Genomic DNA, 17337 nt, shown 5'->3' on the forward strand with positions numbered 1-17337 from the left:
CTTAATTGGAAAGCGGATCGAGAACGTCCCGGAGCCCGTCGCCCAGAAGATTCAGGCCCAGGACGGCCAGCGCCATGAAGATGCCCGGAAAAACGATCATCCACCACGCCTTGTAAATGACGGTCGCGCCCTCGTAGAGGATATTTCCCCAGCTCGGCGTGGGAACGGGAACTCCGGCTCCCAGAAAACTGAGAGCCGCTTCCGTGACGATTGCCGTGGCGAAAATGAAGGAAACCTGAACGATGACCGGGGAAAGCACGTTGGGCGCGATGTGCCTCCAGATAATTCTGGCGGGGCCCGCGCCAAGAGAGTGCATGGCTTCGATATAAGTCTGTTCTTTAACGCTCAGGGCGGCGGAACGGGCAATTCTGGCGATGTCCGGCGTGTAGACGATGGCGAGGCTGACGATCACGTTCTGAATGCTTGGGCCGAGTACGGCCATCAGCGCGATGGCGAGCAGAATGGCGGGAATCGTTTTCAGGCCGTCGCAGATTCTCATCAGCACGTTGTCGAGAAATCTGTAATAGCTGGCGTACAGGCCGATGACCATGCCGAAAACCAGAACCAGCGCGCCGACTCCTGCGCCGACCCCCATCGAAATTCGTGTTCCGTAGACCACGCGGCTGAACAGGTCGCGGCCAAACGTGTCCGTTCCCAGCAGATGGGCGGCGGAGGGGGCCATGAGCCGCTGGTCGACCACCATGGAGTAAGGGCCCTGGTTTGAAATGACCGGCGCGAAAACGGCGAAAATCACCATGATCAGGGTGATGGCCGTTCCGGTCAGGGCAAGCTTGTTTTTTAAAAACTTTCTTATCTTAAGCTGCCGCTGCTCTTTCAGGAGGCTTTTCCGAATCTGCCTCATTCCCTCCGGGTTTGCGGCGGAAGTCAAAACTGTAGTATTTTCCATCGTGAAATTCTCCTATTCTTCCAGTCTTACGCGGGGATCCGCAATTCCGTAAAGAATATCCATGATCAGAGTGACCGCGACATTGATGACGGCGATGACCAGAATGACAGCCTGAATGACCTCGTAGTCCCTTCGGCCCACGGAGTTCACCACGAGCTGGCCGGCGCCCGGGATGTTGAAAACCGTTTCCGTTACCGTTGCTCCGGACAGCAGCGCGATGAAGCTTTGGCCGACGGTGGTGATGATCGGCAGCAGGGAATTTTTCAGCGCGTGCTTGAACACGATCCAGAAATTCCGCACTCCCTTTGCCTTGGCCATTTTAATGTAGTCGCTGCTGAGGACCTCCAGAAGGGAGGACCGCGTCATGCGGGTGATCAGCGCCGCCTGCATCAGGCCGAGCGAAATCGCGGGAAGCGTCAGGTACCGGATGAAATTGCCGATCCCCTGGCCGGGGTCTTTGTATCCGGCGGCCGGGAGCCATCGCAGCTTTACCGCGAACAGCAGAATCAGCAGAAGGCCCATCAGAAAGCTTGGAATCGCGATGCCGCTCATGGAAAATCCCATGATGGTCTGGTCGGCGATCGTCCCTCTTTTCCTTGCCGCCAGAATTCCCATCGGAATGGAGAACAGGACGGCGAGCGCCAGCGCGTAAACCGTCAGCGCGAGCGTCGGGCCAAGGTGGCTCCTGATGATTTGGGACATCGGCTCATTCATGAAAATGGATTGGCCCAGATCGCCGTGAAAAACATTGCCCATCCAGATCAGGTACTGCATGTAAATCGGCTGATCCAGTCCCATCGTCGTTCTCAGCGTCTGAATATCCTGCTCGGTCGCCTGGTCGCCCAGCATGGCCCGCGCGGGGTCGCCCGGAGTCAGATGGACGATAAAAAATGCGACAAAGGAGACGATCAGCAAGACCGGGATGAGCGATAGGATTCTCTTGATGATATATTTCTTCATCCGTTCCCCCTGCTCTCTGAAATAGAAGGAGGGAAAGCACCCAAATCCGTGAAAAGCTTGGATGCTTCCCCGATTTCCCTGATTACCGTACCGTGCGTTTCGGCTTATTCATAGATTTTCGTGTTCCAGATGAAGGGTCCCTGGAAATAACCGAGATTTTCCACTTTTGTGGTGGCCGCGCTGTAGATGTAGTAGTCGCCGAACTTGCTCCAGGGCAGTTCGTCTTCCCAGCTGTACTGCTGGAGTTCCTTCCAGGCCGCGACCGCTTCATCGGTGGAAGTGGAGCCGTTGATCTTCTGGAGTCCTTCCTCGATTTTGGGATCGGTTTCCCAGCCGGGCCATGTGGAAGTCATATAAAGAAGCATGGTCGGCGTTACAATGGGAGTAAAGCTGGTGATGAACGCGCTGTATTTGCTGGGATCGCTGCGGTAGGTCAGGAAGGTCGCCCAGTCGGAGACCAGCAGATCGCACTTGATGCCGACCGCTTCCAGCTCGCTCTTGATGACGACGGCCGCATTGTAGAATTCCGTGTAATCGGACGATACCAGAATCGTGAAGGACTCGCCGTTGTAGCCCGCCTGCTTCAGCAGATCTTTTACCTTGTCGGCATTGTGCTGGTTGTAGCTGGAGCTGCCGGCGTCCGTGTACCATGTGGGCTGCTCCTTATACATGTAGCTGGAATCCAGCCGGTAAAAGTCCGCGCTGACGTAGCTGGCTTTCATGATGTCTTCCATGTTGAGCGCCGCGTTGACGGCCTGACGCATGAATTTATTGGCGCCCAGACCGGACTTTTTGTTGTAAATCAGCCCCGGGGAACCGCTCATTTCGTTGTAGACCTTCAGGTCGCCGTCGTTTTTGAACATGTCGTAGTCGTCGATGGGGAGTTTGTAGGCGACATCGTACTGGCCGGACTGAATGCCAGAAACGCGGGTGGAGTCATCCGTGACGAAATCGTAATACACATCTTTGATATAGGCATGCTTGTAGCCGGACCAGCCGTCGGTCTGCCCGTCGGTTCCGTAAGGCTGGTAGTCGCCGTACGCCGTAAGTTCAATGTACTGGTCCTTCGCCCATTTTTCAAATTTGTACGGACCGGTTCCAATGTAGTCCTTGACAAGACCCGTCGACGGGTCGGCGGCATCAATGACGGATTTCGGCATGACCGCCGCGGACTGTCCGGCGCCGGCAATCAGTTCGTTCAGGTAAAGGGCCGGTGCGGAAAGCGTGATTTTAACGGTGTAATCGTCGACTTTTTCGAATCTCGATTTGCCAACCATTGCGCCCGCGTTGCCGTAGCTTTCGATCCAGCGGTTCATGGAAGCGACGACGTCGTCAGCCTTCATTTCCTGACCGTTGTGGAATTTGACGCCTTTGCGAAGATGGTAGGTGTATTCCGTGTGCTTATCATTTACGTCAAAGGAAGAGCAGAGTTCCGGCGTGGCGCTGTAATCCGATTTTAACGCCATCAGACTTTCGTAGATGCTGCCGAACGCGATCTGTCTCGCGACGACGGCGCTGGTTTTCTGGACGTCCAGCGAGGGCGGGGCCGCGTTCATGGCGATATGGATTTCGTCTTTCAGGCTGCCTTCCTGCTGAGCGGAACCGGTCTGTCCGGAAGAGGCCGGTCCGGATGAAGCGGAACCACCGGAACATCCGGTTACAGCGGACAGGCCGAGCGAGACTGCAAGGCAGACCGCCGCAAGTTTCATGGTGAATTTTTTCATGATTTCCCTCCTTGAGGATAATAAAAAACACACAGTCTTTTCCCGGGCTTCATCGCCCTGTCGAAAACCGCATGCTTCAGTAAATGAATGCTTGCATTTAATTTTTTCCGCGGATGGGAAAGAAATCTAAATCGCTCCGGTGCCGCGCTCCTGCGTTCGGATTCGAATGACATCCTCCACGTTTTTAATGATAATTTTCCCGTCCCCGACAATCCCGGTTGCGATTTTACTGCAAATGTCCGTGACGATCGGTTCCACATCCTTGTCGTCGACGATTACTTCCACTTTCAGCTTGGGCAGCAGGTTCACATTGGTCCGGGTGCCCCGGTACTCGTCCGTAAAACCCTTTTGGTTTCCGCATCCCATCGAGTTCAGCACGGTCATGCCGCCGCAGCTGTAATCGTCCACAAGGATTGTTTTTACGGTTTCCAGTTTTTCCGGTCTGATAAACAGGTTGATTTCCTTCATCGGCTTCACCTCCACGGATCACGAACGATTTTGAATATTTTTAAAATATTCTGCAAAAATCGCCGCGAATTAAATTGACTAATACGATACCGGATATCGCGCTTTTTGTCAACTCAATTTCATTATAAAAGATATTGTTAAAAATAATCTGAAAAAACTTAATTTAATTCAGGTAAAACGGATAATATGTTAATAAAATTAATTGTTTGCTCAGAGGCTTGACATCATACTTTTACAATTTTATAATGCAAATTATGAAGCGAAGGCGTGGATTTACAATCATCCATGAAACTTCGCTTTTTTTAAATTCATTATTAGGCTGCTAAACAGTTAAGATCCGCCCTGCGGCGGCATCTGAATAAGGAGGCTTTCATTTCATGTTGGACACATTGATCCGGAACGCAACCATTGTCGATGGATCGGGCAGGCCGGGATATGCCGGTTCGGTTGGAATTCAAAATGGGAAAATCGTGTTGGACCCTTCGGAAGAGGCCGGTTCCGTTGTCGACGGGTCGGGCTTGACCCTCTGCCCCGGGTTTATCGACAGCCACTCTCACCATGACCAGGTTTTCGACCCGGCGGTGGAAATCTATAACCTCTGTAAAATTTCGCAGGGGGTCACCACGGATGTGGTCGGCCAGTGCGGAATGTCACCATTTCCCGTTGCGCCGGAAAATCTGGAAACGATCCGCGGCCTTCTCGCCTCGTTCGATACGGAAGAGCAATTGGACCGGTTAAAGTATTTCACGGATTTCCAGCATTTTCTGGCTTACGCGGAGTCCCTTCCGAAAGCCTCCAACTTTGCGTTCAACTGCGGGCACTCGGTCCTGCGCGCGGCGGTAATGGGCACGGAAAACCGCAGGGCAACTCCGGCGGAACTTGAAAAAATGAAGGCCTATCTGAAAGAAGCGATGGAGCATGGCTGTTTCGGGCTGACGAGCGGGCTGATCTACATTCCGGGCGTGTATTCCGACACGCAGGAGTTGATCGAGCTGTGCAAGGTGATCCAGCCGTACGGCGGGGTTTACGCGACCCATATGAGAAACGAATCGGACGGCTTGGCGGACGCCGTGAAGGAGGCGATCTATATCGCTGAAACCGCGGGGGTGCCGCTGTTTATCTCCCATCACAAGGCGATGGGCGTGGCCAACTGGGGGCTTTCCAAAGAAACGCTGCGCCTGGTTCACGCCGCGATCGACCGGGGAGTCAGGGTCACCATCGACCAGTATCCCTATCTGGCGACGCAGACGATCCTGAACGTCTGTCTGCCGCCGCAGCTGTTCGCACAGGGGAAAGACCGGCTGGTCGAACAATTGAAGAATCCTGCCGAACGGGCGAAAATTGAGGCGGAGATGAGGAAGACGCCCGCTACCTACGAAAACAACTATATCAACTGTCAGGGCTTTTCCGGCATTGTGGTTCTTTCCAGCCCCAACGTGCCGGAAGCGATTGGTCTGAGCGTGGCGGACTACGCGAAGAAGGTCGGGAAGAGCGACTTCGACGCTTTCTTCGATTTAATGGTTGAGAATCACTGCGAGGGTCTGGCGGCGTATTTCGCCATGGACGAAAAGGACCTTCAGGCAATTTATATGGACGAAAACACCGTCGTCGGCTCGGACGGCATCATCACGGCGGATACTCCGGTTCATCCCCGAACTTACGGCACGTTCGCAAAGGCGATCGCTTACTTCTGCAAGGACAAAAAACTGCTGCCGTTTGAGCAGGCGGTCCGCAAGCAGACCTCTTTGACGGCGGAGCGCTGGGGCCTGAAAAACAAGGGTCTGATTGCCGACGGCTATGACGCGGACCTGGTTCTTTTAGATTTTGACGAGTACCGCGATTCTTCCGATTTCGTTCATACGCGCGAGCTTGCCAAAGGGGTCAAAAAGGTGTTTGTCAATGGGGAGGTCGTGTTTGAGGACGGAAAGCTGACGCAGGCCCGCCCCGGCAAATGTATCCTTCGAAGCCCCAAATAACGATTTACGCCGCTGTTGTGAGAAGAAAGGCGCATATCCGGGGGATATGCACCTTTCTTGCTCTGACCGGGACTCGGGGTCCCGGATGAAACAGAGAGGAAAGGGGAATATTCATTGGATTTTCAATGGATCACCAACGAACAGGAGAAAGCCCGGCTTGACGGCGGGCTTGAATTTTTATCGGCGCAGGCCGTGAAGCCGGTCCGGGATTTTCACGCTGAATTTTCCGAATACCGTCCTACGCCGCTTGTCCCGCTGAAAAATCTCTCCTCGGAGCTTGGGCTGAAAAGCATTTCGGTAAAAGACGAATCCCTGCGCATGGGCCTGAATTCTTTTAAAATGCTGGGCAGCTCTTACGCGGTCGGACGGCTGATCGCGCAGAAGCTGGGCAGAGACTTTGAGAAAATGAAGTTCGAAGAGTTCTGCGCGGAGAAAACACGCGAAAGGCTTGGAAATCTGGTATTCGCGACGGCGACGGACGGAAACCACGGGCGCGGCCTGGCCTGGACCGCCAACCGCCTCGGCTATTCTTCCGTCGTGTTTCTTCCGAAGGGCTCCTCGGGAGAGCGCGTCCGCAATATTGCGAACAACGGAGCGCAGACTTTCGTCACGGACCGAAACTATGACGATACCGTGCGGCTGATGATCGGAGAGGCTTCGCGGAACGGATGGCAGATCGTCCAGGACACGTCGTGGGAAGGGTACGGCGAGGTTCCGCGGTGGATCATGCAGGGCTATACCACCATTGCGTCTGAATTTCTGAGTCAGGCCGCCGAAGAAGGAATTCCAGCCCCGACGCATCTTTTCCTGCAGGCGGGCGTCGGATCGTTTGCCGCCGCAATGGCCGCTTTTTTCCGGGCCGCTTTCCCTTCTGCTCCGCCCCGAGTGATCGTTGTGGAGCCGAACAAGGCGGACTGTTTTTACCGGTCGGCGGAACAGGGGGGAATGACGGCGGTCGGCGGCGATCTGGATTCGATCATGGCCGGGCTTTCCTGCGGCGAGCCCAGTCCCATCGCGTGGTCCGTCTTAAAGGACAGCGCGGCGTTCCTTTCGGTTCCGGATTGGGTGACCGCCCGGGGCATGAGAATGTACTCCGCTCCCTGCGGCGATGACCGGCGCGTCGTCTCCGGCGAATCCGGCGCCGTCACCCTCGGCGCGCTCAGCCTGATCATGCAGCGCGGAGAATACACGCCGCTGAAGGAGGCGCTGGGCCTGGACGGGACTTCCTCCGTGCTCCTGGTCAGCACGGAAGGCGACACCTGCCGGGAGATGTACCGGAGGATCGTGTGGGAGGGGGAATACGGCAGTGCGGCTGAGTGAGGAAAGGAAAACAGAGCTGATTGCGCTTTGCAGGGATTTGATCCGGATCAGGAGCGATTCCGGCTGTGAAGGACAGATGGTGGAAAAGCTGAAGCAGGTTTTCACCGGATTCGGATTCGAGTTTCAAGTGGACCGGTTCGGCAGCGTCACGGCCCATAAAAAAGGGCGGGACGGGGGGCCGAAGCTCCTGTTCGACGGGCATATCGACACGGTTCCGGCGCAGCCTGTGGACTGGAAGCACGATCCCTGGGGCGCGGAGATGGAAAACGGAAAAATCTACGGGCGCGGCGCCTCCGATATGAAAGGCGCGGTTGCGGCAATGATCTGCGCCGCAAAATATTTCGCGGAGGATCACCCCGGGTTCGCCGGGGATTTGTACCTGAGCTGCACCGTGCAGGAGGAGAGCTTTGAGGGTGTCGCCGCGGGCGAAGTAGAGCGGACCGTACGGCCGGACTTTGTCGTAATCGGAGAGGCGACGGAGCTTGCGCTGAACATCGGACAGCGCGGCCGGGCGGAAATTGTCGCCGAGGCATTCGGCAGGGCCGCGCATTCCGCGAATCCGGAAAAGGGAATCAATGCCGTTTCCCTGATGTGCGAGCTTCTGAAGGAATTTGAAGATCTTCCGGAGGTCCGGGATGAATTTCTCGGAAAAGGGATTCTGGTCCCGACGGATATCGCTTCAAAGCCTTATCCGGGGCTGTCGGTGGTTCCCGAATACTGCCGTGTGACGTTTGACAGAAGGCTGCTGACCGGGGAGACGGAGGAATCAGTTCTGCTCCCCCTGCGGGCCGCCGCGGACCGGCTGGCCGCGTCTTACCCCGGAGCGGGCGTGAAAATTTCCTATGCCTATGGGAAAATGCCGTGCTACACGGGAGAGACCATCGAGGGTTTTCGCTTTTTTCCCGCCTGGAAATTCGGACCAGAGGAAAACTTTGTCTCCGCGATGCGGAAAAGCCTCCAGAGTGCGGAGATTGCCGCACCGATCTCGTACTACAGCTTTTGTACAAACGGGAGCCGGTTTGCCGGGCAGGCCGGCATCCGGACGGTCGGGTTCGGTCCGTCGCCGGAAAACCTGGCCCATACTGTCGACGAATTTATCGGGCTGGAACAGCTCTGCGGCGCGTGTGCCGGATATTCGGCCCTGTCCAAAGCGGTACTCTGCCGTTAAAAGCGGCCCGTTCTAAAGAAAAGGGGGAATCTGTTTGGGACTTCTGATTCGCGGCGGCACAATCGTGGACGGCTCGGGGGGACCGCCTTTTCGGGGTGATCTTCTGATTCGGGAGGATAAAGTCGCGGAAATCGGACGGCGGATTGACCGGGAGAATGTCCCTGTCCTGGACGCCGAGAACAAAGTGGTTTGTCCGGGATTCATCGATACACACAGTCATTCCGACCTGCGCGTCCTGACGGAACCGGACCTGCCGCCGAAAATTTCGCAGGGCATCACCACCGAAATCTACGGGCAGGACGGCGTTTCACTGGCTCCTCTGCCGAAGCCGTATCGCAGCGGTTGGTCGAAAAATATCTCCGGACTGCTTGGCGATCTGAACTCCGTCTGGCGCGGGGAAAGCGTTCCGGACTATTTTGAGGCGGTCAGACGGGCCGGGCCGGTCAACAATATTCTCTATCTAGTTCCCCACGGCAACATCCGGATGCAGGCGATGGGCCTGGAAGGGCGCGCTGCCGAAGCCGGGGAGATCGGGCGGATGAAGGACCTGCTTTCGGAAAATCTGGACGCGGGCTGTCCGGGCATGTCCACCGGGTTGATTTACCCGCCCTGCGCGTTCGCGGAGACCGGGGAGCTGGAGGCGCTGTGCGTGGTTTTGGCGGAAAAAGGGAAGCCGCTTGTCGTCCATCAGCGCAGCGAGGCCGGCCGAATTCTGGAATCCATGCAGGAATTGATTTGGATCGCCCGGCGGACCGGTGTGAAGGTTTATATCTCCCATTTCAAGCTGGCCGGAAAAAATAACTGGCACCTGCTTGACCGCCTGCTCGAAACGCTGGAAGGCGCAAGGCGGGAGGGCCTTGATTTCAGCTTCGACCTGTATCCCTATACCGCAGGCAGCACCATGTTTTCCGCGATTCTGCCGCCGTGGGCACTTTCCGGCGGGACCGAGCGGATGCTGGAGCGCCTGAAAAACGCGCGGACGAGGGAAAAGATCAGGGACTGCATTCTCCACCCGGACGGAAGCTGGGACAATTTCATCGAGTTCGCGGGAGTGGAAAACATTTATATTACGGATGCGGCGCGGCATCCGGAGGCGGTGGGGAAAAATCTGGTTCAAATCGGCGGCCTGTACGGCTGCGATCCGATGGAGGCGTCGTTCCGCCTCCTGGCGGAGGAGGAAAATCGGGTCGGCATGGTTGATTATTACGGCAATGAGGAAACTTTGGTTCGCATGATGCAGTCGGAAGGCCAGAATTTCTGTACGGACGGGCTTTTGGGAGGAACGCCCCACCCCCGCGTTTACGGCTCCTTTCCCCGTGTGATCGCCCGGTATGTCCGGGAAAAAAAGGTAATGAGCCTGGAACAGGCGGTCCATAAAATGGCGGAAGTTCCCGCCCGGCGCTTCGGCATCGAGGGAAGAGGCTCCATCCGGAAAGGCTGCTTTGCCGACCTGGTCGTATTCGACCCCCTTACGATCCGCGACACCGCAACCTATCTGGAACCGCGCAGCCTCAGTGAGGGGATCGAGGCGGTTCTGGTCAACGGCAGGATTTGCTACCTTGCGGGGAGGGGAGTCCTGGGCCGCAGCGGCCGTGTCTTGCACGGATAACCAAAAAGGAAGTGGAATCGCGGACGTTCAAAGGGCATGAAGGAAATTGGACGAAGAAAAAGCGCGCGTCAGGAGGAGTGCTTTTTCTGTTTATCCTGGTACAGGGAGTGGTCCGCCTGCGTCAGGACCTGGCCCACCGTGCCGTCCACCCGGACGGACGCGGAGCTGAAGCTGATGTCCGCGGCTCCATTGTACGGCGTAATAAAATCCTGAAAAGAGTTTTTTATTCCCTCCAGACGCTGCGACAGCTCGTTTTTGTCCCCATAGTAAATGACGGCGAATTCATCCCCGCCCCAGCGGCTGACGTTGTTGCGGCCGTATCCGAAAGATTCCTGGAGCAGGTCGGCCAGTTTTTGAAGGACCTTGTCTCCGACGGAGTGGCCGTACGTGTCGTTTGCCCTTTTGAAGTTGTCCACGTCGATCAGTACGAGGTACGCCGGATTCTCCCGGTCCAGGGCGGCCTCTTCGATCGCTTTGTTGAACATCCTCCGGTTGTAAAGGCCCGTCAGGGCGTCGATATTGGCATATTCATCCAGCTTGGCGTTGACCCGTTCGTATTCCTTGGCAAAGTGAAGGATAATGAAAAATGAAACCAGCAGCAGGATGGGAATCTGAATCATGCGGTCGACAAATTGGCTCCATCCGGAGTAGACTCGGACCAGGTTCGGATGAAAATATTCCGCGGCATGAAGGATCATGAACACGATGACCAGCCCGAACACCAGGAAGATCCGCCGCCGGCCGGAAAAAAGATAAGTTGCGCTGATCAGCAGGAGGAACACATATCCGACGGCGTTGTTATTGCTTCCGCCCGAATCTAGGAAGGCAAAGGGGAGAAAAAGAAAAATCAGGAACACGAACGCCGAAAACATCATATGAACGCGATATTTTTCGCGCTTTAGCAAAAAAAGCGCTGTCGTACAGATCAAAAAAAGGACAACCCATTTTATGCTGAGCCGAAGCGGAAATGCGCAGAGGCCGTTGCCGATGATGCAGACCACGGACAGGCCGGCCCCCGCGATTGCGGTTGCCCTGTAGAAACGGACCTGAATACCGGACCGGTCCATTTTCCTCACCATTCTTTCCCTTTCGCCGAAAAAATCGAATTGCGGTGTTGATACGACAGCTTTTTTATATTATATCAAAAAATGGAAAGCAAATCAAAAGGACTTCAGGGAGCACGGCGCTTCTTCATTTTCCACAATCGCGTGGGAGGCGGCAATGGGAAAGGCTGTCCACATCCTGATCCTGCCAGGTTTCCCCGCGCCGAATCTTTTGACCGGGTTGATGAAAGGGCCGTCCTTTCGGGCAGCCCTTTGAGGTCAAGGAATCACTACGCTGTTCTGATCGATTTTTGCAAGGCCGAGAGTAATAGGGGCGCTGCGGGGAATCGTGTAGCTGCTGGTCCCGGGGTTCAGAAGATGAATGTTGGAAGCGGTGTTGACGGAATAGAAAACGCTCTGCTGCAGTACGCCGTTGACGACCAGATTGTAGTATCCGTTCGATTTTGCAGGGAAGGACGCGGGCGTGCCGCCGCTGCCCGTGGACCATTTTGTCCTTGAAAGCTGGAAACTGGCGCCGGATGCCACAGTGATCGCCGCGGTTGCTGTATAGTAGTAGTTGGTGTCCGTGATGGCCGGAGCTGTGGCCGCGAGCTTAAATAATTTAAGTGCCATTTTATTGTCTCCCTCTCTTACCATAACAACTTTAATACGGGATGGTTCTTTTTCCCGGGCGGAACGAGTGAATCGGTCCGTTGCCGCCGGTTCATTGGAAACAAAAGTACGCCGTATTAAGTTACTCTATTCTATGTTACAGCCACTATTCATGACAATCGGGGAGCCGCTTATTTATTGGCGGAATTCCGCTATGGAGCCGGACCCATTTCCTCCCACATCTCCTGAAGAACGGAGGGGGGAATCTCCGGACCGGGCACGTAGGCGTTCGGCCTTTTCCGGAGGGCCAGGCAGGTTTCCAGATCTTCTACCGCTTCCCGGCTCCTGCCAAGCCTTCGGTAAAGTTCGGCGCGCAATGCGAGAAGGTCGTTATAGAAGGTGAAAGCCTGGATCCCCTCCGTTAGGACCTGCTCCGCTTCTTCATACCGCTCCAGTGCCAGAAGGGAATAGCCGTAACATTTATAAAGGTGCGGGACGTACAGGCAGCCGCCGGTGACCGCCTGACGCGCCAGCTCAAACTGGACGGCGCTCTCTTCATACTTTTCCAGGTTGAGAAGTTCGATCCCTTCCAGGTACCGCACGTAGCCGTCCTGCGGGCGTTCCTTTTGGTCTTCTTTCAGTAGCCGGATCCGCTCCTTTAGCTGCCAGCCCGCGGTTCTTTCCCCGCGGTGCGCAATCCGGAGGCGGGAATCCTGTAGGGAGTATAAAATTTCATCTGGAATATATTCAAAGGAGCGGTACTGAAAACGATATTCTTTTCGGTTCCGGATCAGCCGGAGAAATTGCGCGGGGGAGGAGATTCCCCTTTCATCCTGACGGTAGTCCACATAGATGAGATAACCCTCGGCGTTGGGATTCCTCAGAAGGAGTCTCAATTCCGCCCGCTGCTTCGGTGAGATCATCTCATCCGCCTGCAGGAACAGGACCCATTTTCCGGCTGCGCGTTCCATGCAGAAGTTTTTGATTTTGCTGAAATCATTTTCCCATTGGGGCTGATATACTGTGGCTCCCGCCCGGCTTGCCAGTTCGCGGGTGCGGTCGCCGGAACCGAGGTCCGCGACTAAAATCTCGTCGGCTGTTTCTTTCATCTCATTCAGGCAGTCCGGCAAAAACAGTTCGTTGTTTTTTGTAATCACGCACAGGCTTAGCTGCTTGATTGCCTCCATCCTTTTCATTCCCCCCTCTCGCCCGCTTCCTTCCGGAGCGCCGCTTTCATGTCTTCCGCAGACTCCTCCAAGGAGACGGACAGGCTCTGGCTGACGGCGCGCAGATCGTGGAAAAACTGGCTCTGGATGCCGAACGCGCGCGCAATTTTTTCCGTTGTGTCGATCGGGCCCAGCCGGTCCAGAAGGTAAAAATAGACGCAGTTCAGCTGCTGGAAGAAACTGCGGCACAGGCTGTCTTCCGCGTACTGGTAAAATGAGGCGATATTTCTCTGATAAACTTCCTCCAAAGCCTGGCGGCCTTCCGATGTTTTCCTGACGCACAAAAGAATCATTCTTTCGCATTCCAGCTTTTTTTGGTTCATTTCCCCCGCCAGACTGCGGAAACGAACGGCGCAGCGTTCCACCTCCGAAGAAAATTTTTCAAGCAGGATTCTGCGGCTTTCCGGGGAGATTTTCCGCTTGTTCATCGCGATGATCTCATTGACTCTGCGGGGGATCGGAATGGTGCAGTACCGGCGGATCAGCCCGTCGAGTTCCGCCCGTTCGGTTCCCCGTATTTTTGCCCCGCCCGCCGTGGCATTATAGAAGTGATGCTCCGGGTATCCTTCGATGATATGTTCCATTCCAAACCGGAAATTTTCCCAAAGCCGGTTGGAAGGGATCATTTTGCCGTTGTTTCCCTCCACGTAGACAGTGGGAATGGAGTGAAGCACCTCCCTTGCCCGCTTTCCTTTTTCCTGCGAGGCAACCGCGTCCCTGCTGTGCGTCGCCCCGCCCGGACCGTAGGCAAAATCCTGCCCGACGAGGATAATGGGGTCGGCCCCGAGGTAAACGGCCAGATTCAGCGCAAGATGCGAAACATTTGCACCCGCGTCCACCTCGCTGCCATCGCCCAAATTCCGGTTGAACCACCGGTTCAGTTCTTCTCCCTGACGGAAAATCGGAATTTTTTCGCCGCAGAAGGAGGGGAATACCCTTGGGTCAACCAACGCGAGCGCAAGCAGCGCGATTTCCGGCGAATAGGTTCTGTCTTTAAAATGATACAGATAAGTGTATTTTGTCCGTTCCTGAACGGTGAGGATGTCCGGGTTGATTCCGTTTTTGGTGAGCGGAACGATGGCCGATTCCACCGCGATCATCAGCCCCCTGCCCCGAATTTTTTTCAGGAGCGGCATGCTGCGGTCGAGCGAAGGCCCATTGGAGATGAGGAAGGCCGGAACATTCCGGTATTTTTCCTTCAGACAGCTTACATAGGGATTCGTCAGAATCTCCCCGGCGTTTGCCATCAGATTGTTCAGGCCGATCATATTGTCTTTGTGGTCGTTGCCAAGGTAGGAAGTCAGCAGAGTCAGCTCCTGGAAGGCAAAACGGTGAATTTCCAGATATTCCTTTTTGAAATTTCTTACCGCCGGCAGGGTGAATGCCGTCGTCGGATAGGTCGTGCTGAAAAACAGCATGCTGAAAAACAGCTCTTCAAACGCCTTTTTAAAATAAGAGCTGTCTCCCGGAAGAAAGATGATTTTCCGGGTTTGAATAATCGGGGATAAATCGAAATAGAAAAGCATGGCTTTGAACAGGAAGAGGTCCTGCTCAAACGCGACGACGAGCGTGTGGGGCATTTTATGCGCGAAAACTTCGAACAAAGCGTATCCGAATCCGGTTCCGTAGAGAAAAATTTCTGCCGAGCCAACCTGCGGGATCGATTGATACCATGCTTCCGCTTCCCGGACCGGATGCTCGCCGGTAATATGAAAACAGACTCCGTCCCTGTGATACCGGCACACGGGATATCCCTCGGAATTGTAGCTGACTTCGATTCTCTTTTTGAATTCCTCCTCTGAAATTCCGGATACGGATTCCCGGAGCCACGGCGTCAGCAGCGCGAGGTTTTTTTCATACATCGCCTCGGTTTCGCCCGGTCCTGCAATTTTCATGTGTCCCCGGCCTCCTTCAGCCAGTTTTCGGCAAGGGGTGCGACCGCGTCCTCCAATAAATCCGCGATACCGGTGATATCCTGATTCTGCATATAAAAATACAGCCCTCTTACAGAAGGCAGCAGCAGATTCAGGTCGATTTTCGGGTATGGTGAGTTCCGGTCGGTTTTGACGACAAGCTCCAGTTCCTCCATGGCGCTTAAAAAATTCTCCATTCCTTCGGCGTCTTCACCGATTCGAAAACAGCCGACGGCCGAGTGCAGGAAAGCAAGGAAATGCTTAATCTGCCGATTGAGCAGGGTCGGTCGCGTCCCCGCCGTCATCTCCTCCATCAATTGATTCCCTCCATCCTTTTAACTGATAGGATGATAAATGGTCGATTGTGCTGAAAACCTGGGCTTGGATGGTATTGTCAAATTCAGTCAAAATGGTTTCCCTTTCTTTTTTTTCCTCCGGTGTCAGAACCGATTTTTTCAGAGAATCGCACTGAGCGCGTATTGCGCCGGTCAGTTGGTAAAACTCCGCGGCTTCCCGGTCCGTTGCCTGTTCCATCCGTAACCCTCCTGTCTCCAATCTTTTTTCTGCTTGAAGCCGCCGGCGGGATCCGTTGAAGACCTCTCATAAAACATCGGATTCCTGCGGCCCGGCTCTCTTTTTCATCAGGTATGCAACAAATTCAAAGTCCAGCTCGGAATCAATATCGGCGGCGCGTTCCGGCGGCATCTCGAAAAGCCGCGTGCCCTCCTCAAGAACCGACCGGCATTTCAGGAGCGATTCGCGCCTCCAAACATATACGGAACCGTTCAGGTCATAGCATTTCGGAGAACTCTGCCGGCAGAAAACCGGTGCGTCCGGTGATTTGCAAAGCCGGACCGTGCCTCCTTCCCCGATTTCCACCAAATTGAAATAGGGCGAATGGCGGGCTGCGGCCCCGGTGACCACATTGGGTGCTCCCGTGTCTTCAAGCAGTGCGACGGCCCCGGAGATATCCGATACAAGCCGCAGGGGTGCAGTGGCGTCCAGATCCGCGATGAGATCGAATTCATGCCCCGCCAGCTTTTCCGCCTCCGTCAGGCAGTGGCGGATGGCCGGAATCTTGGGCGCGCTGTCCGAGGCGAGAGACAGGGGCCTTGGGATGCAGAAATCCGCTCCCCATTCCCGCGCGGACCTCAGCAGAGCCTCGCCGTCGCTGCTGACCGCAACCGCTTCAAACAGCCCGGATTGTTTTGCCTGCAAAATGCTGTGCGCGAGCAGGGGTTTTCCCAACAGGCTGCGCAGATTTTTGCCCGGCACGCCTTTGGAACCGCTGCGGACGCAAACGGTGCATAACCTTCTCACGAATTTTCTTCCCTCCCTGTTAAAAACTCGTTTTCATAATCTTTGCCCGCCTGATCAAAATCACGGAGTCCCCCGATATCGATCCAGTATTCCCGGATCGGAAAAATACAGACCGGCTCATCGTTTCGCAGCATGCTTTCAAACAGGCTGTTCATTTCAAAACGGGAATCCTTGGGGATACGGCTCAGAACCCCGGGATTCAGGACATAAACTCCCGCGTTGATAAAACTGGCATAGACCGGCTTTTCCTCGAATCCGGCCAGCCGGCCGCGGTTCACTTTTATGACCCCGTAGGGAACCTGATAGTCGTAGGTGGTCACGGCAATGGTGGCCTTGGCCTGATGCTCAAGATGAAAGTCCAGCAGCTGCCCGAAGCTCAGCCTGGTCAGAATATCGCCGTTGATCACAAGGATCGGTTCCGTCGTTTCAAACGGAAGCAGGCTGAGGGAACCGGCGGTTCCCAACCGCTTGCTTTCGCTGATGTAATGGATTTCCGCACCCCATCTGGTGCCGTCTCCGAAATATTCCATCACCTGCTCCGCCTTATAATTGACGGAAATGCAAAACCGGGAGAATCCCTGCCGGAGAAACTGTTCCAGAATCGTTTCCAGCACCGGCTTTCCCCCGACTTTCAGCATGGGTTTGGGGCAGTGGTCGGTCAATGCGCCCAGCCGTCTGCCCGGACCGCCTGCCATCACCACGACCCAGTTTCTCCGTCGGGATTCCGCGAGCAGTTCATCCAGCCGCTCAATCCCGACGACATGACCCCCGCCGTCCACCACCGGAAGGTGGCGGACCTGATTGACCCGCAGAAGGCTGAGAATGCTTTTCCGGTCGGTCAGCTCCGGAATTTTAATCGGATGAGGATTCATGATCCGGCTGACGGGACTGTCCATGGGAATTCCCTTTAGAATGCCCCGGCGGATATCGCCGTCCGTTACGGTGCCGAGCAGCTTTCCCTTTTCGTCCGCCACGACGGCGATCTGCTGGGAGTTCCGGTCAATCAGTTCGATTGTCTCATGAATTTTCACATTTGGAAGAATCAATGCCTTTTTCCAGTTGTCCATGGCATGCCCCCGTATTCCGGATTA

At 55.2% G+C, this 17337-nt stretch carries 16 protein-coding genes; 4 read left to right on the forward strand and 12 right to left on the reverse strand.

The features are described 5' to 3' along the window. Position 1 precedes the first annotated feature (1 nt). The 4 genes from VA597_RS03085 to VA597_RS03100 form a co-directional block, all read right to left on the reverse strand. The gene (locus VA597_RS03085) at positions 2-907 is read right to left on the reverse strand and encodes an ABC transporter permease (protein ID WP_326975122.1); all 906 of its coding nucleotides are present in this window, start codon (positions 905-907) and stop codon (positions 2-4) included. 12 nt (positions 908-919) lie between these two features. Further along, entirely contained in the window at positions 920-1867 is a 948-nt protein-coding gene (locus VA597_RS03090; RefSeq protein ID WP_326975123.1) for an ABC transporter permease, read from the reverse strand. Positions 1868-1971: 104 nt separating this feature from the next. Beyond that, positions 1972-3591, reverse strand: a complete 1620-nt coding sequence (locus VA597_RS03095) for an ABC transporter substrate-binding protein (protein ID WP_128741605.1) — start codon at positions 3589-3591, stop codon at positions 1972-1974. A 126-nt stretch (positions 3592-3717) separates the two neighbouring features. After that, entirely contained in the window at positions 3718-4059 is a 342-nt protein-coding gene (locus VA597_RS03100; protein WP_128741606.1) for a P-II family nitrogen regulator, read from the reverse strand. Positions 4060-4436: 377 nt separating this feature from the next. Between VA597_RS03100 and VA597_RS03105 the strand changes: the two genes are divergently transcribed. The 4 genes from VA597_RS03105 to VA597_RS03120 all read left to right on the forward strand — a co-directional run bounded on the left by VA597_RS03105 (position 4437) and on the right by VA597_RS03120 (position 10132). After that, a complete protein-coding gene (locus VA597_RS03105) occupies positions 4437-6035 on the forward strand; it encodes an N-acyl-D-amino-acid deacylase family protein (protein WP_326975124.1) in 1599 nt (532 codons plus the stop codon). A gap of 114 nt (positions 6036-6149) precedes the next feature. Next, the gene (gene dpaL, locus VA597_RS03110) at positions 6150-7355 is read left to right on the forward strand and encodes a diaminopropionate ammonia-lyase (RefSeq protein ID WP_326975125.1); all 1206 of its coding nucleotides are present in this window, start codon (positions 6150-6152) and stop codon (positions 7353-7355) included. Next, positions 7348-8523, forward strand: coding sequence for a YgeY family selenium metabolism-linked hydrolase (locus VA597_RS03115; protein WP_326975651.1), 1176 nt, complete (start codon positions 7348-7350; stop codon positions 8521-8523). Before dpaL ends, VA597_RS03115 begins: the two co-directional genes overlap by 8 nt. Positions 8524-8557: 34 nt before the next feature. Next, positions 8558-10132, forward strand: coding sequence for an N-acyl-D-amino-acid deacylase family protein (locus VA597_RS03120; RefSeq protein ID WP_326975126.1), 1575 nt, complete (start codon positions 8558-8560; stop codon positions 10130-10132). A 68-nt stretch (positions 10133-10200) separates the two neighbouring features. Here the strand turns inward: VA597_RS03120 and VA597_RS03125 are convergent, their stop codons facing one another. The 8 genes from VA597_RS03125 to VA597_RS03160 all read right to left on the reverse strand — a co-directional run bounded on the left by VA597_RS03125 (position 10201) and on the right by VA597_RS03160 (position 17313). Continuing rightward, the gene (locus VA597_RS03125) at positions 10201-11199 is read right to left on the reverse strand and encodes a GGDEF domain-containing protein (protein ID WP_326975127.1); all 999 of its coding nucleotides are present in this window, start codon (positions 11197-11199) and stop codon (positions 10201-10203) included. A 255-nt stretch (positions 11200-11454) separates the two neighbouring features. After that, positions 11455-11808, reverse strand: a complete 354-nt coding sequence (locus tag VA597_RS03130) for a DUF4183 domain-containing protein (RefSeq protein WP_164918945.1) — start codon at positions 11806-11808, stop codon at positions 11455-11457. Between the two features lie 191 nt (positions 11809-11999). Continuing rightward, the gene (locus VA597_RS03135; protein WP_326975128.1) at positions 12000-12983 is read right to left on the reverse strand and encodes a glycosyltransferase; all 984 of its coding nucleotides are present in this window, start codon (positions 12981-12983) and stop codon (positions 12000-12002) included. Beyond that, positions 12980-14908: a motility associated factor glycosyltransferase family protein gene (locus VA597_RS03140; RefSeq protein WP_326975129.1), complete on the reverse strand. Its 1929-nt coding sequence runs from the start codon at positions 14906-14908 to the stop codon at positions 12980-12982. Before VA597_RS03140 ends, VA597_RS03135 begins: the two co-directional genes overlap by 4 nt. Next, positions 14905-15243, reverse strand: coding sequence for a hypothetical protein (locus VA597_RS03145; protein WP_326975130.1), 339 nt, complete (start codon positions 15241-15243; stop codon positions 14905-14907). Before VA597_RS03145 ends, VA597_RS03140 begins: the two co-directional genes overlap by 4 nt. Then, positions 15188-15460, reverse strand: coding sequence for a hypothetical protein (locus tag VA597_RS03150; protein WP_128741615.1), 273 nt, complete (start codon positions 15458-15460; stop codon positions 15188-15190). Before VA597_RS03150 ends, VA597_RS03145 begins: the two co-directional genes overlap by 56 nt. Positions 15461-15526: 66 nt before the next feature. After that, on the reverse strand, positions 15527-16246 hold the full coding sequence (locus VA597_RS03155) for an acylneuraminate cytidylyltransferase family protein (protein ID WP_326975131.1): 720 nt from the start codon (positions 16244-16246) through the stop codon (positions 15527-15529). Then, positions 16243-17313, reverse strand: a complete 1071-nt coding sequence (locus VA597_RS03160; protein WP_326975132.1) for a nucleotidyltransferase family protein — start codon at positions 17311-17313, stop codon at positions 16243-16245. The genes VA597_RS03155 and VA597_RS03160 overlap by 4 nt, the downstream gene beginning before the upstream one ends. Positions 17314-17337: the final 24 nt, after the last annotated feature.

Source organism: Caproicibacter sp. BJN0012 (assembly GCF_035986805.1).
GTDB lineage: Bacteria > Bacillota > Clostridia > Oscillospirales > Acutalibacteraceae > Caproicibacter.

Coding starts and splice junctions, on each gene's coding strand:
- VA597_RS03085 (WP_326975122.1), bottom strand. CDS start 907: ATGGAAAATACTACAGTTTTGACTTCCGCCGCAAACCCGGAGGGAATG.
- VA597_RS03090 (WP_326975123.1), bottom strand. CDS start 1,867: ATGAAGAAATATATCATCAAGAGAATCCTATCGCTCATCCCGGTCTTG.
- VA597_RS03095 (WP_128741605.1), bottom strand. CDS start 3,591: ATGAAAAAATTCACCATGAAACTTGCGGCGGTCTGCCTTGCAGTCTCG.
- VA597_RS03100 (WP_128741606.1), bottom strand. CDS start 4,059: ATGAAGGAAATCAACCTGTTTATCAGACCGGAAAAACTGGAAACCGTA.
- VA597_RS03105 (WP_326975124.1), top strand. CDS start 4,437: ATGTTGGACACATTGATCCGGAACGCAACCATTGTCGATGGATCGGGC.
- VA597_RS03125 (WP_326975127.1), bottom strand. CDS start 11,199: ATGGACCGGTCCGGTATTCAGGTCCGTTTCTACAGGGCAACCGCAATC.
- VA597_RS03130 (WP_164918945.1), bottom strand. CDS start 11,808: ATGGCACTTAAATTATTTAAGCTCGCGGCCACAGCTCCGGCCATCACG.
- VA597_RS03135 (WP_326975128.1), bottom strand. CDS start 12,983: ATGAAAAGGATGGAGGCAATCAAGCAGCTAAGCCTGTGCGTGATTACA.
- VA597_RS03140 (WP_326975129.1), bottom strand. CDS start 14,908: ATGAAAATTGCAGGACCGGGCGAAACCGAGGCGATGTATGAAAAAAAC.
- VA597_RS03150 (WP_128741615.1), bottom strand. CDS start 15,460: ATGGAACAGGCAACGGACCGGGAAGCCGCGGAGTTTTACCAACTGACC.
- VA597_RS03160 (WP_326975132.1), bottom strand. CDS start 17,313: ATGGACAACTGGAAAAAGGCATTGATTCTTCCAAATGTGAAAATTCAT.